Source organism: Variovorax sp. LG9.2 (assembly GCF_035018885.1).
Taxonomy (GTDB): Bacteria; Pseudomonadota; Gammaproteobacteria; order Burkholderiales; family Burkholderiaceae_C; genus Variovorax.
In genome coordinates, this window is sequence record NZ_JASJXB010000005.1 from 217,446 (window position 1) to 231,051 (window position 13,606).

Consider the following 13,606-nt stretch of genomic DNA (forward strand, 5'->3'; position numbering starts at 1 on the left):
AAAATATACTGTATACAGTTTCCAGATGCAAGAAACGTTCCGTAGGAATCAATGAAAAAAGCAGCGCCGACGATGGCTGCCGCCAGGGCCGCGCCCAAACCACTGGCCCGCGCGGAAACCTTGGGCGACCGCATCTACGACGAGTTGCGCAAGCGCCTGCAGCACACGCCGCTCCAGCCTGAAGAGCGACTTGTCGATGTCGAGGTGGCTGCTGCCTATGGCACTTCGCGCATGCCGGCGCGCGACGCGTTGCTGCGTCTCGTGAACGAGGGCTATCTGGTCGGCACGACTCGCGGCTTCGTGGCGCCGACACTGAGCCTCGACGACGTGCGCGACATTTTCGAAGTACGCCGCCTGCTGGAGCCTGCGGCCATCGCGAGCGTGGCGCCCAACGTGGATGCAGCGGCAAAGCAAGAACTGACGCTGGCACTCAAACGGGCACGCCAGGCGGCCGCGAACAACGACGACGAAGAGATGGCCTTGGCGAACATGGCCTTCCGCCAAGCGTGGCTGAGCCGGGTCAAAAACCAGCGCCTTGCGAACACCATAGGGCGCTTTGTCGACCATGTGCAGACCGTGCGCCTGCTCACACTGGTGAACAAAAAAACCCGACAAGTTGTGGTCGATGGTCTGTCCAAGCTTCACGCGGCACTGGTCAAGCGTGATGCGGCACTCGCCTTCAAGGCTATGGAGCGGTTCATGGCCGATGCACAGGCCGCGTACTTCTCGACGCACGAAACGGTGCACGGCGAAGCCACACCCGCAGCATCTTCCGCACCTGCAACTGCAACTGCAACTGCTGCAACCAAGGCCACTACGGCCCGCAAAAGCCATTCGGCCTCCAGAGATCTCATCGCATGAATCACTTGCACCCGCTCAAAGGCCCCAATCGTTTCAAGCTTGGCGTGTTCTCCGCCAATGCGGACGGAGGCCTCGCCATCACCGACGTGCCGGAGCGCTGGCGCGCGCGGTGGGACGACAACCTCAACGCGGCGGGCATCGCCGACCGCGCGGGCCTGGAGTTCTTTCTGCCCATCGCGCGGTGGCGCGGCTTCGGTGGCAAGAACCATGTTCGCGAGTGGTCCTTCGAGACCTTCACCTGGGCGGCCGGACTCGCTGCGGTCACCAAGCAGATCGGCCTGTTCATGACGGTGCATGTGCCCCTGCTGCATCCCGTGTATGCGGCCAAGGCATTGGCGACGGTCGATCACATCAGCAACGGGCGCGCCGGGCTCAACATCGTCTGCGGCTGGAATCCCGACGAGTTCGCGATGTTCGGCGCCAAGCTCAGCGACGACGCCTATGGCCAGGCGGCGGAATGGCTGGAAGTGATCGAGCGCTGCTATGGCGACCATCAGCCGTTCGACTTCCAGGGCAAGTACTACGCGCTCAAAGGCGTCGTCAGCCGACCTGCGAGCATTCAGGTGCCGCGACCGCTCACCATGAATGCGGCCTTTGGTCCACAGGGGCGCGACTTCGCGGCAAAGAACTGCGACTTCCTGTTCTCGACCTTCTCCAACATCGAAGATGGCCGCAAACACTACGCCGACATCAAGGAGCGTTCCAAGCTGCAAGGCCGCGATGTCGGCATCTACACCGTATGCCACGTCGTCTGCCGCGAGACGCAAAAGGAGGCAGACGACTACTACGAGCGCTATGCGGTAACGCTGGCCGACCATGGCGCCGTCGACAACCACATGGCGCAGAAAAAAGAGTTCTCCAACTCGCACGACAAGAATGCGTTCGACCTCTATCGCAAGCGCTTCGCGGGCGGCGCCGGAACGTACCCGTTGGTCGGCACGCCCGAGAAAATCGTCGAAGACCTGGTCAAGATTTCCAACGAAGGCTATGCCGGTGCAGCGCTCACCTTCGTCAACTACACCGACGAGTTGCCTTTCTTCTGCGACCGTGTGTTGCCGCTTATGAAGCAGGCCGGACTCCGCGTTACCTGAAGCCGTCAAACCACCCATGTTCAATCCCACACAACCCACTCTCAAAGCGCGCATTGCCGGGGGCGACTGCATCGCCGTCTCGTGGCTCGCACTCGGATCGGCCGCACTCGTCGAAGCCGCCGCGCGCGCGCAGCCCGAAGCCATCGTCATCGACATGCAGCACGGCCTCTGGGATCGCCGAGAGCTGGAGGCCGCGATCGGCGTGGTGCCGAGCCACATCCCGGTGATCGTGCGTGTCGCCGAAAACTCGGCCACGGCGATCGGCATGGCACTGGACGCAGGAGCAGAAGGCGTGATCGTCCCCTTGGTCGAAAGCGCCGAGCAATGTCGCCACGCCGTGCGTTGCGCCAAGTACCCGCCGCACGGCATTCGGTCCGCCGGCGGCGTGCGCCCGTTAATGGATTTCGGCGCGTACCTCGAAGGCGCAAAACACATCGCCGTGATGGTGATGATCGAGACAGCGGCCGGCCTGGCCAACGCACGGGAGATTGCTGCCGTCGAAGGACTGGACTTGGTGTTCATCGGGACCGGCGATCTCGCGCTGTCGCTCGAAATCGGTGCAGGCGATGCATCGAAACATGCAGAGGCCTGCGCCGAAATCAAGCACGCCTGCGACGACGCTTCAGTGCCATGTGGCGCCTTCACCGGCACGACCGATGCAGCGCTTCAGCGACGCGAGCAAGGCTACCGGATGGTGGTCGCAGCCAACGACATCGATGTCGTGGTTCAAGGTTTCAAGCGCGCGACCGCAGCCCTTGCATCATGACCATCGATCGCCAGTTCGTGCCGATCCGATCGGGCTGCATTCATATCGCCAGCGCTGGCCAGGGGTTCCCGGTTCTGTTGCTGCACCAGACGCCGCGATCGTGGGACGAGTACCGCGATGTGCTGCCGTTGATCGGTGCGCGCTACCGCGCCATCGCGATGGACACGGCGGGCTTCGGTGATTCGGACGCGTTGCCGGCCGCAGACAACACGATCGAGCGATGGGCCGAAGTCGCTTTCGATCTGCTGGATGCATTGGGCTTGCAACAAGTGGCCGTGGTCGGGCATCACACCGGCGCGGCCGTGGCCCTGGAGATGGCGGCGAGCCGGCCCGAACGGGTCAGTGCGCTCGTGTTGTCGGCATGTCCTTTCGTCGACGCGCCACGCCGTGCAACGCACCACGGCAAGCGAATCATCGACGAGGTCGAGCGCAAGGCCAGTGGCGAACATCTGACCGAGTTGTGGCAGCGGCGCATGCCCTTCTATCCGCCTGGCGACATCGCTCTTCTCGAACGATTCATCGCCGACGCATTGAAGGCAGGCCACCTCGCCGTCGAAGGCCACCGCGTGGTAAATCGCTATGCGATGGAGACAAGAGCGCCACTGGTGACCAGCCCGACACTGGTGATCGCGCCGACCGAAGACCCGCATGCTTTTCCGGCAGCGCCAAGGGTCGCACAAGCCATCGCCGGCAGCCGGCTGCTGAACATCGAGCACGGCATGGTGCCGCTGCCCGACCAGATGCCTGAAGTCTTTTCCGAAGCCGTGATGGAGTTCCTCGCGACATTGAAATTGTCCGGCTAGCCGAAAGCGCGCAGTTCTTCTGCATAGAGCAATTCAGCCCAGTCCGGTATCGCGCTGGCAGTCGCGGTGATGCGCCCTGCCTTGAAACTCAGAATGCGCTGCGGTGAGACGTTGAGCTGCGAGTTGTCGAACACAAAGGCGAAGTCGGCGCGCAGCACCGCTTGGCGGATCAATGGCTGATTGCGGTCGTAGCGCTTGCGGATCTTGTCTTCGGGCACATCGTGTCCGCCCTCGCCTACCCTTAACGCCACTCGGCTGACCGACAACTCAGGCTTGCCTACGTTGACGTGGTAAAGCACGACTCGAAAGCCGACACGCCTGGCGTCATCGACTAATTCCAGTTTCGACGGATGCGAGAACACCGATTCAGAAACGAAGCTGAGTCCCTGCTTGAGCGCCAGCCGCCGCCGGTTTTCTGCGATGCTGGCCGCGGTGTACGCCGCAGACATGGACGCGTCGCGCAGTTCTTCGCGCTGGATCAGGTCGGCATTGATGAAAGGCGCCTGGATACGAGGTGCGATCGCCAGCTCGTAGAGCGTCGACTTGCCGGCGCCGTTCGGTCCGGCCAGCAAAAACATCGTTGCGCGGCTCACCGGCCGCCGGTTGGCCGGACTGCTTTGCCGAACTCCAGGTTGCCGTCGTCATCGAGGCCCACGCCGAGACCCTTTCGTTGCCGCTTGCGCCAGAAATCCTGTTCAACCGCGGTGGCTGGAGCGTCACCCATGCGTTCGATGAAGGCGTCCTGCTCGGCATCGCCGAGGGTGTCGAGCGCCAGCGGCTCAAGACCGCGCAGCGCCAGGTCGACCTTCGAATAGCCGATGGTCGGATCGCGTTCGATCGCGCGGCCGATACGGATCCAATGCTCGGCCTGCCCCGAGATCGACCGGCTGTTCACCCGCGCAGCATCGCGCAAGGCGTCCATTTCTAGATCGGAAATCTTTACGGCTTGTGCCATCATCGCTCCAGCGGTTCCTTAATGAAACCTTGGATTTAATTATGGCACCACGATTCAAATTGCGCTTTCAGGCCGACCCCTCGATCTGGCCGGCTGGCCGTCCCAGGTCTGCGGCCCCACGCCGCGCTCGCGCAGCTTGAATTTCTGGACCTTGCCGTTCTCGGTGCGCGGCAGGTCGGGCAGCACGTCGATGTAGCGCGGCACCGCGAAGTACGGCAGCCGGCTCGTACAAAACTCGATGAGATCAGTGAGGTCGATCTGCACACCCTCGCGTGCCACCAGCGCCGCCATCACTTCGTCTTCCGCCAGCTCGGAGCGCACCGGGTATACCGCGCAAGACGCCACATCCGGATGGCTTGCCAGCACCTGCTCGACCTCGAAAGACGAGATGTTCTCGCCGCGACGGCGGATCGCGTCCTTGATGCGATCGACGAAACGGAACGCCCCGTCGGCATCGCACACTACGCGGTCGCCGGTGTGAAACCAGAGATTGCGCCAGGCCTCGACGGTTTTCTCCGGCATGTTGAAGTAGCCGCTCGCGAAGGCGTAAGGCTCGTCTGCACGCAGCAGCAATTCGCCGGCCTCGCCGTCCGGCACGGGCGCATCGTCTTCGTCGGCGACACGCGCCTCGAAGCCCTCGCGCAGCCAGCCCATCACACCGCCGCGCGGCGACGCCGGCGCGGTGGCGATGGCGAAGTTGGTCTCGGTCGAGCCATAGCCTTCGAGCAAGGTCACGCCAGTACGCGCCTTGAAAGCCTGCCCCGCTGCCGATGGCACGCCGGGCCCGAGCCCGATGCGGACCGAATGATTGCGCTCTCCGTCACCCTCGGGCTGGGCCAACAGGATGGGCACCATCGCGCCGAGCAAATAGACCACTGTCGCGCCGTTCGCGCGCATCGACGGCCAGAAGCCCGATGCCGAGAAGCGTGATTCGAACACCACCTCGGCACCCGTCAATGCAGCCTGCGCGAAGGTGTTGAGTGCATTGATATGAAAGAGCGGCAGCGTCGTGCAGAGCACGTCGTCGCGGCCGACACCCAGCACTTCGGCGCTGTTCACGCCCCACCAGAAGTACTGCGCGTGCGGGCAGATCACCCCTTTGGCAGGGCCGGTGGTGCCCGAGGTGTAGAGGATGGCGAGCGGGTCGCCGGGGTGCACGGTGGCGGGCGGATGGGCTTGCGCGCTTTCGGCGCCATGGACGCCTTCTGGATAGCGGGAGACACGCACGCCGGGCGGCAGCTCGCGGGACGCAACGATCGCTCCCACCTCGCCCACATCGCCGACCACCCAAATCTCGCGCAACGCCGTGCGGCCGAGGTTTGCCATCTTCAGCCGCTCGACGCAACCGGCACCGATCACCAGCAGCTTTGCCTCGCTGTTCGAAAGGACGTATTCGATCTGCGGGCCCATCGATGCCGTGTTGACCGGAACGACCACCGCGCCGAGCCAGCCCGCACCAAGAAAAGTCTCGATGAACTCGATGCAGTTGCCCGCCATTACTGCGATGCGTTCGCCTCGCACCACGCCGGCCTGCGCGAGTGCGGCCGCCCGGACGGCAGCCGCTGCGGCGGCGTCTCGATGCGCCCATTGCCGGCCCGCCACCTTCAACAGCGGCCGCGCGCCGAACAGCACGGCCTGCCGCTTCAGCATCGCCGGCAAGGTGCGTTGCGCGGGCGGCAGCGCGCGTAGCTCACTCGTCATCGTGCGTGCCTCCGCCGAGGTAGGTCGCCTGCACGCGCGGGTCGCTCGCCAGTTCAGCCGACGCGCCGGAGAGCGCGATCTCGCCGGTCTCCAGCACGTAGCCGTGGTCCGACGACTCGAGCGCGGCGCGCGCGTTTTGCTCGACCAGCAGGATAGAGACGCCATCGTCGCGCAGCGAGCGCACGATGGCGAGGATGTCGCGCACGATCAGCGGCGCCAGGCCGAGGCTCGGTTCATCGAGCATCAAGAGGCGCGGTGCCGACATCAGCGCACGACCGACCGCCAGCATCTGACGCTCGCCGCCAGAAAGCGTGTCGGCGCGTTGCGAGCGGCGCTCCGCCAGCCGCGGAAACCGGTCGTACACCGACTGCAGTTGCCGCTTCATCGCATCGCTGCGCAACTTCTTCGCGTAGGCACCGAGCTGCAGGTTGTCGAGCACCGTCAGCTCGCCGAAGAGCTCGCGTTTTTCCGGCACCAGGCACAGGCCGCGTTCGACGCGCGATTCGACATCGAGCCCGTGCAGGTCTTCGCCCTCGAAGCGCAGCGCGCCTTTGCTCGGCAGCAGGCCCATGGCCGCGGCCAGCAGCGTGGTCTTGCCCGCACCGTTAGGCCCGATCACCGAGATGATCTGCCCCGGTTGCAGGGCGAGCGAGACGCCTCGCACGGCCTCGACCTGTCCGTAGCCGACATGCAGCTCGCCGATTTCCAACATGGCCGTCATACGACGCTCCCCAGGTAAGCCGCCTGCACGCGCTCGTCCGCGCGCACCACGGCGGGCACGCCCTCGACCAGCTTCGAGCCGAAGTTCATCACCACCAATCGGTCCACCAGTTTCATCACGAAGTCCATGTCGTGCTCGACGATGAGGATGGTCACGCCCTCCTCGCGCAGTTTGCGAAGCAACGCGCCGAGCGCCATCTTTTCCTTGCGACGCAAGCCGGCCGCGGGTTCGTCCAGCACCAGCAACACCGGGTCGGCCGCGAGTGCGCGCGCGATCTCCAGAATGCGCTGGGTGCCCAGCGGCAGGCTGCCGGCCATCTCGTGCGAGCGGTCGCCCAGGCCGATGCGATCGAGCTGGCGCTGTGCTTCCTGCAGCACCTGTTGTTCTTCGGCACGGTCGAGCCGGAGCCCGGCCTTGAGCACGCCGGCACCGGTCCGCGCATAAGCACCCAGCGCGACGTTGTCGAGCAGGCTCATGTGCGGTCGCAGCTTCACGTGCTGGAAGGTGCGCGCCAATCCGAGTCGCGCAACCTGGCGTTGCGGCAGGCCCGCGATGTTCTGGTCCATGAAGCGCACCTGGCCCGAAGTCATCGGCAGGGTGCAGGTCAGCAGGTTGAACATGGTCGACTTGCCCGCGCCGTTGGGGCCGATCAGTCCGATGATCTCGCCCGCTGCGACGTCGAAGCTCACCTCGTTGACTGCGATCAATCCACCGAAGCGCTTGACCACGCCCTGCACCGACAGGATCGGTGTGCCACGACCCGGCAGCGTGCGTTGCGCCAGCGGCGTGACCGGCTTGACCGGCGCCGTCGACGGCAGCGCTGCCCAACGCCCGCGCGTCCATCGGCGCACGAAGCCCATCAGGCCACCACGCGCGAAGTGCAGCAGCAGGATGAACACCGCGGCAAAAGCGATGGCTTCGAGCTGCCCTGCGCGTTGCGTGAGCAGCGGCAACAAGTCCTGCAGGCCGTTCTTCAGCAGCAACACCAGCGCTGCACCGACCAGCGCACCCACCAGTTGACCGAGCCCACCGGCCACCGCCATCAGCAGGTACTCGATGCTCGCGCGCACGTCGAAAGGCGATGGGCTCACGAAGCGGTTCATGTGCGCATAGAGCCAGCCGGCGAGACCTGCGAACAGCGCCGCGGTGACGAACAGCGTGAGCCGCACGCGGTAAGCATCGGCACCCACGCTCGCCAGCAGCGTGGCACCGCCGCGCAACCCGCGGATCGCACGGCCGGGTCGCGAACTCAGCAGGTTGCGGCTGAACAAAAAGGCCAGCCCGACCAGTGCCCAGATCAGGTAATAGATGGCGCGCGGCTCGGCCAGCGACCAGCCCGCGATCCGCAGCGGCGGGATGTTCGAGAGCCCGGTGTGGCGCCCGAGCGCCTCGACGTTACCGAACAACATCGCGATCGACAGGCCCCACGCGATCGTGCTCAGCGAAAGAAAGTGCCCGCCCAGGCGCAGCGTGAGCATGCCGATCGCGAGGGCCGAGATTCCCGTGAGCGCCAGCGCGAACAGGAGCCCGATCCACGGCGACATTCCCTGCGTGGTCGTGAGCCAGGCACTGGCATACGCCGCGATGCCGACGAAGGCGGCCTGCCCGAAAGAGGTCGACCCGCCGATGCCGGTGAACAGCACCAGCCCGAGCGCGACCAGCGCGCCGATGCCTACATCATTGAGCAGCGACACGGTGAAGTTGCCGGCCACCAGTGGCACCAGCGCGAGCAGCAGCACGATGGCCGCCGTCATGAACATGCGGTTGCGCGGTGTCATTCGTCCACCTCTTCCTGCTCTTCTTCCTGATGGCGCGACAGGTACGAGCGCAGCATCAGGACGGGGATCAGAAGGCTGAACACGATCACGTCTTTCAGTGCGCCGCTCCAGAACGATGCGTAGCTTTCGACCAAGCCGACGGCGAGTGCGCCGAGGGCGGTCACCGGGTAGCTCACCAGCCCGCCGATGATCGCGGCGACGAAGGCCTTGAGGCCGATGATGAAGCCCGAGTCGTAGTACATGGTGGTCACCGGCCCGATCAGGATGCCGATGAGTCCGGCGAGCAGCGATGCGCTGCCGTACGCCATGAGGGCGGTGCGTGCCGGCCGGATGCCGACCAGCCGCGCACCGACGCGGTTCACCGCGGTCGCGCGCAGCGCCTTGCCGGCGACGGTGCGTTCGAACACCAGAAAGAACAGCCCGCTCAACACGATGGCGGAGCCGACCATCAGCAGCACCTGCCCGCTCACCACGAAGCTGTCGCCCAGCGTGAACACGCCGCTTGCCAACGGTTCGGTGCGCGAACCTTCGGGGCCGAAGAACAGCAGGCCGAGTCCCGACAGAAGGAAGTGCAGTGCGAGCGAGACGATCAGCAGCACCAGCACCGACGCATCGGCGATCGGCTGGTAAACCACGCGCGCCAGCAGCGGCGTGATCGGCACGATGAGCAGCAGCGTCGCGGCGATCTGCACCAGCGCCGGCATGCCCGGCCGTGCCGCCAGCCAGGCCAGCAGGCACGGCACGAGAGGCAGCACACCCCAAGCGAGCAACGCCTTGGGCATACGCGCCACTTCGCCACGGCGCCACAGGCTGCCGAGTTCGGTGGCGGTCGCCAGCACGGCCAGCACCGCCACCAGGCCGATGGTCGGCGGCACGCGGCCGGTCTGGAAAGCGGCGAGCGTGAGCGCCGCGAACGCGGTCACGTCGCCGAAGGGCACGAAGACCACGCGCGTGACCGAAAAGATCAGCACCAGGCCCAGGCCCGCGAGCAGGTAGACCGAGCCGTTGGCCAGCCCGTCCATCGCCAGGATGAGCGCGACGTCCCAGGTCATCGGGTCATCCTTTGCGTCTGCATCGCTCGTGCTTTGCCGAGTTCGCCGCGTCCGCTCAAGGGGCCAGCTTCCACTGGCCGTTGTCCAGCTTGACGATCACGCGAGCGCGCTCGTCCACGCCGTAGAGCGCGCCGGGCTTGAAGTTGTAGACGCCGTGCGTACCGACGATTTCCTTGCTGCTGAGAATTGCATCGCGCAGGGCTACGCGGAATTCCGGCGTGCCCGGGGCGGCCTTGGGCATGGCGCGCGCGGCAGCGTCGAGGAACACCAGCCACGCGTCGAACGAATAGGCCGAGAACGCATCGGTGGTGGGCGCGTTGTTGACCTTCTGGTACACCGCGCGGAACTCAAGCGCGATCTTCTTCGTCGGGGCGCTGTCAGGCAATTGTTCGGCCACGATCACCGGGCCGGTCGGCATCAGCGAGCCCTGCGCCGAAGCACCGGCCACCCGCACGAAGTCCGGGTTGATCAGGCCATGCTGGCCGTACACGCCGCCCTTGAAGCCGCGCTCGGCCAGCGCCAGATAGGGCAAGGCGCCCGGCGTGCCGGCGCCGCCGGTCATGACCGCGTCGGGACGCATGGCGACGATCTTCAGCACCTGCCCGGTCACCGACGAGTCGGCCCGCGCATAGCGCTCGTTGCTGAGTACTTTGATGCCGGCAGCCGGTGCGGCCTTCATCAGCGCGTCGTACACGAGGTCGCCCCAGACGTCCGAGAAGCCGATGTAGCCGACCGTCTTCACGCCGTTGCGCTTCATGCGCTCGACCACGGCATCGACCATCAGCTGGGTCGGCTGCGCCACGGTCACGGCCCACGGGTTCTCGATCGGGTCCCACGAGATCGGCGTGAGCGCGATCATCGGCGTCTTGCTGTCGCGGCCGACCTGGGCGATGGCCACGGCCGACGGCGCACCCGAGGTGCCCATCAGCACGTCGACCTTTTCTTCTTCCACCAGCTTGCGCGCATTGCGGCCTGCCGCCGTCGGGTCGGAGCCGTCGTCCAGCACGACCAGCTGGATCTTCACGCCGTTGAGTTCGCCCTTGTATGCCAGAGCGGCCTGCATGCCTTTGGCATACGGAATGCCGATCGACGAGTTGGGGCCGGAAAGCGAGGTGCTGAGTCCGACCTTGAGGTCGGCCGCCAGCGCGGTCATCGCAAAGCCGACGGCCAGTGCCGCTGTGAGCGCGCCGCGTGTCAGGGTCGGGATCAGGTGCTTCATGGTGTCACTCCTCTTGGGTTGGATTGAAAAATGGAAAGGGGATTTCAGGTGGACGTTTCGGATGCGGATGCCATGTAGCGGGACCATGCGCGGAACTGGTTGCGCATCAACAGCTCATTGGTGCCGTTGGTCGTGACGGTGCCTTGCCCGATCTCGGCCGCGTCGAAATTGCGGTGCAGGCTGACCCAGTCGTTGCCGTTGGCCGCAAGGCCGCGCTGCATGCTCTCGAACAGGTGCACGTCGTCGTGCGCGACGACAGACATCGGCGAGAAGACGAGCCGGTTGTAGGTCATCGCGCGCTGAAACAACACCTCGGGTGCGCCTGCGGCACGGAAGCTCCAGGCTTCGATCAACGTGCGATTCGCGGCCAGTGGCCGGATCACGCGGATGGCCTGCGGCGAGCCCTTGACCGACAGGCTCGGATAGAAAACCGAGTTCTGCGGCGATCGCTCCAGGATGTCGGCCGCGCGCTGTTCGCCATGCGCCGCACGCATCGCCGCTTCGTATGCCGGCAGCTGCGCATAACCCGAGTGGATGCTGAAGTTGACGCCCAGGATGCTGTGACCGTTGGCGAACACACGGCCGCCCATCTTGTCGAAGAAATCGTAGCCGGCGCCGAACGGCAGGATCTGTTCCATCGCCATCGGCTTGGGCTCGTCGGCATCATGCGTCGCCCAGACCGACTTCGCAGCCTGTGTCGCCGACTCGTGCGTCGACATCGGATGCACGGTGTCGTTGATGTTCTCCAGGTACATCTTCCAGTTGCAATGGATGATGCTGCGCAACACGCCGCCGCCGACGGTCAGTTTGCCCTCGGGGGAGCGGTCGACCATGTTGTCGATGGCCTGCTTGACGTCGCCGAAGAAGCTGTCGAAGTCGATGCCTTCGTCGGCCATTCGCACGAAGACGAAGTCGCGGTAGACCACGGTGTTCCTGACTTCGACCAGGCCCTGGCCGGATTCGCACTCGGTCAGGCGCGTGCCTTCGTAACCGCCCTTCAGCGGCATGCCGAGCGGTGCGCCATCGAGCTTGTAGGTCCAGGCGTGATACGGGCAGCGAAAGAACTTGCCGGTGTTGCCGTGTTCGTCGGTGACGAGGCGGCTGCCTTTGTGGGCGCAGCGGTTGTAGAAGACACGGACAAGGCCATCGGGTTGGCGGACCAGCATGACCGGTTTGCCAGCGAGTTCCAGGGCCCAGTAGTCACCGGTGTTCGGTACTTGACTCGTGTGGCCGGCGTAGAGCCATGTGTTCGCGAACAGCCGCTCTTGCTCCAGTGCGAACAGCTCGTCGCTCAGGTAGAGGTCGCGGTGGACACGGTCTTGTTCGACTAATGCAGCTATGGCTTGTGGGTTGTCGCGGTAGTTCGACATGTCAGGGGCTCCGGAACTGGGTGCGGGTGCATTCGTTGGCTCGTGCCGAGGCCACCGATACGGGCGCTGCGCGATCCCACCCCGTGCGCCACAGACGCACCACCAAACAACGAGAACGAGCGCCGGTCTTCATCTCAAGGAGCCAGCTTCCACTGACCCTTTTGCATCTTCACCATGACCACGCCACGCTTGTCGGAGCCGTAACGGTCGTCCGGCTTGAAGTTGTAGACGCCGTGCGTGCCGACCAGCTCCTTCGTGCTCATGATCGCGTCGCGCAATGCCGTGCGGTAAGCCGGTGTGCCCGGCTCGCCCTTGGTGCGCTTGGCTGCATCGCCGAGCAGCAGGTACGAGTCGTAGGTGTACGACGAAAAGGCGTCGTTGGGTGGCGCGCCGTTGACCTTTTGGTAGGCGGCGCGGAAGTTCATCGACACGGCACGAATCGGGTTGTCGGCGGCGATCTGGTCGGCCACCAGCACGGGGCCGCTCGGCACTTGCAGACCTTCTATGGAGGCGCCACCCACCCGCACGAAGTCGGCGTTGATGAGGCCGTGGGTGCCGTAGAGCTGACCTTTATAGCCGCGCTCTGCGAGTGCCAGGTACGGCAGCGCGCCGGGGGTGCCGGAGTTGCCGGCGAACACCGCGTCGGGGCGCAGCGCGGTGATCTTGAGGATCTGGCCGGTGACCGATGCGTCGGCGCGCGCATAGCGTTCGTTGGCGACGATCTTGATGCCGGCGGCGTCGGTGCTCGTCTTCAGCGAGTCGTAGGCCAGGTCACCGAGCGCGTCGGAAAAACCGATGTATGCAACCGTTTTCACGCCTGCCTTCTGCATGCGCTCGACCACCGCCGAGACCATCAGCGGGAAAGATTGCGACACCGTCACGGTCCAGGTGTCGGCACCACCGGCGATCGTGACCGGGGTCGGCGAGATCAGCGGCACGTTGAGTTCTTTCGCGACCGCGGCGATGGCCATGGCACCGGGCACGCCGGAGGTGCCGATGAGCACGTCGACCTTGTCTTCGACCACCAGCTTGCGCGCGTTGCGGCCGGCCGTCGTCGGGTCCGATGCATCGTCGAGCACGATGAGTTCGACCTTGTGGCCGGCCAGCATCGGACTTTCGGCGATGGCAGCGCGGATGCCTTTTTCGTACGGGATGCCGAGTGCGGACACCGGGCCGGAGAGCGAACTGATGAAGCCGATCTTGAGGTCCGCGGCCATCGCGGCGGCCGAGAGTCCCATGGCGATGCCGAGTGCGACGGCAGTGCGGGTCATGCTTTTGAACGGTGTCAT

13 protein-coding genes are annotated in these 13,606 nt (G+C 65.2%); 4 read left to right on the forward strand and 9 right to left on the reverse strand.

The genetic code is table 11. From position 1 onward, the window contains the following. Positions 1–51 precede the first annotated feature (51 nt). Genes QN413_RS07615 through QN413_RS07630 form a run of 4 tightly spaced genes read left to right on the forward strand, consistent with a single transcriptional unit; the run spans position 52 to position 3,521 of the window. Positions 52–861 (forward strand): GntR family transcriptional regulator, encoded by an 810-nt coding sequence (locus QN413_RS07615; RefSeq protein WP_323496009.1) that lies wholly within the window; start codon positions 52–54, stop codon positions 859–861. After that, on the forward strand, positions 858–1,952 hold the full coding sequence (locus QN413_RS07620; RefSeq protein WP_323496010.1) for an LLM class flavin-dependent oxidoreductase: 1,095 nt from the start codon (positions 858–860) through the stop codon (positions 1,950–1,952). Before QN413_RS07615 ends, QN413_RS07620 begins: the two co-directional genes overlap by 4 nt. A gap of 16 nt (positions 1,953–1,968) precedes the next feature. Next, positions 1,969–2,718 (forward strand): HpcH/HpaI aldolase family protein, encoded by a 750-nt coding sequence (locus QN413_RS07625; RefSeq protein WP_323496011.1) that lies wholly within the window; start codon positions 1,969–1,971, stop codon positions 2,716–2,718. Continuing rightward, positions 2,715–3,521, forward strand: coding sequence for an alpha/beta fold hydrolase (locus QN413_RS07630; RefSeq protein WP_323496012.1), 807 nt, complete (start codon positions 2,715–2,717; stop codon positions 3,519–3,521). Before QN413_RS07625 ends, QN413_RS07630 begins: the two co-directional genes overlap by 4 nt. On the opposite strand, the gene QN413_RS07635 is transcribed toward QN413_RS07630, so the two are convergent. The 9 genes from QN413_RS07635 to QN413_RS07675 all read right to left on the reverse strand — a co-directional run bounded on the left by QN413_RS07635 (position 3,518) and on the right by QN413_RS07675 (position 13,588). After that, positions 3,518–4,114, reverse strand: a complete 597-nt coding sequence (locus tag QN413_RS07635) for a zeta toxin family protein (RefSeq protein ID WP_323496013.1) — start codon at positions 4,112–4,114, stop codon at positions 3,518–3,520. The two genes, QN413_RS07630 and QN413_RS07635, sit on opposite strands and share 4 nt — an antisense overlap. Further along, positions 4,111–4,479, reverse strand: coding sequence for a TA system antitoxin ParD family protein (locus QN413_RS07640; RefSeq protein ID WP_409052957.1), 369 nt, complete (start codon positions 4,477–4,479; stop codon positions 4,111–4,113). Before QN413_RS07640 ends, QN413_RS07635 begins: the two co-directional genes overlap by 4 nt. Before the next feature lie 51 nt (positions 4,480–4,530). Continuing rightward, positions 4,531–6,177, reverse strand: a complete 1,647-nt coding sequence (locus QN413_RS07645) for an ATP-dependent acyl-CoA ligase (protein ID WP_323496014.1) — start codon at positions 6,175–6,177, stop codon at positions 4,531–4,533. Further along, entirely contained in the window at positions 6,167–6,898 is a 732-nt protein-coding gene (locus QN413_RS07650; protein WP_323496015.1) for an ABC transporter ATP-binding protein, read from the reverse strand. Before QN413_RS07650 ends, QN413_RS07645 begins: the two co-directional genes overlap by 11 nt. Then, on the reverse strand, positions 6,895–8,676 hold the full coding sequence (locus tag QN413_RS07655; protein WP_323496016.1) for a branched-chain amino acid ABC transporter ATP-binding protein/permease: 1,782 nt from the start codon (positions 8,674–8,676) through the stop codon (positions 6,895–6,897). The genes QN413_RS07650 and QN413_RS07655 overlap by 4 nt, the downstream gene beginning before the upstream one ends. Beyond that, a complete protein-coding gene (locus QN413_RS07660; RefSeq protein ID WP_323496017.1) occupies positions 8,673–9,728 on the reverse strand; it encodes a branched-chain amino acid ABC transporter permease in 1,056 nt (351 codons plus the stop codon). The genes QN413_RS07655 and QN413_RS07660 overlap by 4 nt, the downstream gene beginning before the upstream one ends. Positions 9,729–9,783: 55 nt before the next feature. Continuing rightward, on the reverse strand, positions 9,784–10,947 hold the full coding sequence (locus tag QN413_RS07665) for an ABC transporter substrate-binding protein (RefSeq protein ID WP_323496018.1): 1,164 nt from the start codon (positions 10,945–10,947) through the stop codon (positions 9,784–9,786). A gap of 44 nt (positions 10,948–10,991) precedes the next feature. After that, positions 10,992–12,317, reverse strand: a complete 1,326-nt coding sequence (locus tag QN413_RS07670; protein WP_323496019.1) for an aromatic ring-hydroxylating dioxygenase subunit alpha — start codon at positions 12,315–12,317, stop codon at positions 10,992–10,994. Positions 12,318–12,451: 134 nt separating this feature from the next. Continuing rightward, positions 12,452–13,588, reverse strand: a complete 1,137-nt coding sequence (locus tag QN413_RS07675; RefSeq protein ID WP_416352154.1) for an ABC transporter substrate-binding protein — start codon at positions 13,586–13,588, stop codon at positions 12,452–12,454. Between the last annotated feature and the right edge of the window lie 18 nt (positions 13,589–13,606).

Excerpts from the sequence above, each read along its gene's own strand:
- QN413_RS07660 (WP_323496017.1), bottom strand. The coding sequence starts at position 9,728 with ATGACCTGGGACGTCGCGCTCATCCTGGCGATGGACGGGCTGGCCAAC.
- QN413_RS07665 (WP_323496018.1), bottom strand. The coding sequence starts at position 10,947 with ATGAAGCACCTGATCCCGACCCTGACACGCGGCGCGCTCACAGCGGCA.
- QN413_RS07655 (WP_323496016.1), bottom strand. The coding sequence starts at position 8,676 with ATGACACCGCGCAACCGCATGTTCATGACGGCGGCCATCGTGCTGCTG.
- QN413_RS07615 (WP_323496009.1), top strand. The coding sequence starts at position 52 with ATGAAAAAAGCAGCGCCGACGATGGCTGCCGCCAGGGCCGCGCCCAAA.
- QN413_RS07625 (WP_323496011.1), top strand. The coding sequence starts at position 1,969 with ATGTTCAATCCCACACAACCCACTCTCAAAGCGCGCATTGCCGGGGGC.
- QN413_RS07645 (WP_323496014.1), bottom strand. The coding sequence starts at position 6,177 with ATGACGAGTGAGCTACGCGCGCTGCCGCCCGCGCAACGCACCTTGCCG.
- QN413_RS07620 (WP_323496010.1), top strand. The coding sequence starts at position 858 with ATGAATCACTTGCACCCGCTCAAAGGCCCCAATCGTTTCAAGCTTGGC.
- QN413_RS07630 (WP_323496012.1), top strand. The coding sequence starts at position 2,715 with ATGACCATCGATCGCCAGTTCGTGCCGATCCGATCGGGCTGCATTCAT.
- QN413_RS07650 (WP_323496015.1), bottom strand. The coding sequence starts at position 6,898 with ATGACGGCCATGTTGGAAATCGGCGAGCTGCATGTCGGCTACGGACAG.
- QN413_RS07675 (WP_416352154.1), bottom strand. The coding sequence starts at position 13,588 with ATGACCCGCACTGCCGTCGCACTCGGCATCGCCATGGGACTCTCGGCC.
- QN413_RS07670 (WP_323496019.1), bottom strand. The coding sequence starts at position 12,317 with ATGTCGAACTACCGCGACAACCCACAAGCCATAGCTGCATTAGTCGAA.
- QN413_RS07640 (WP_409052957.1), bottom strand. The coding sequence starts at position 4,479 with ATGATGGCACAAGCCGTAAAGATTTCCGATCTAGAAATGGACGCCTTG.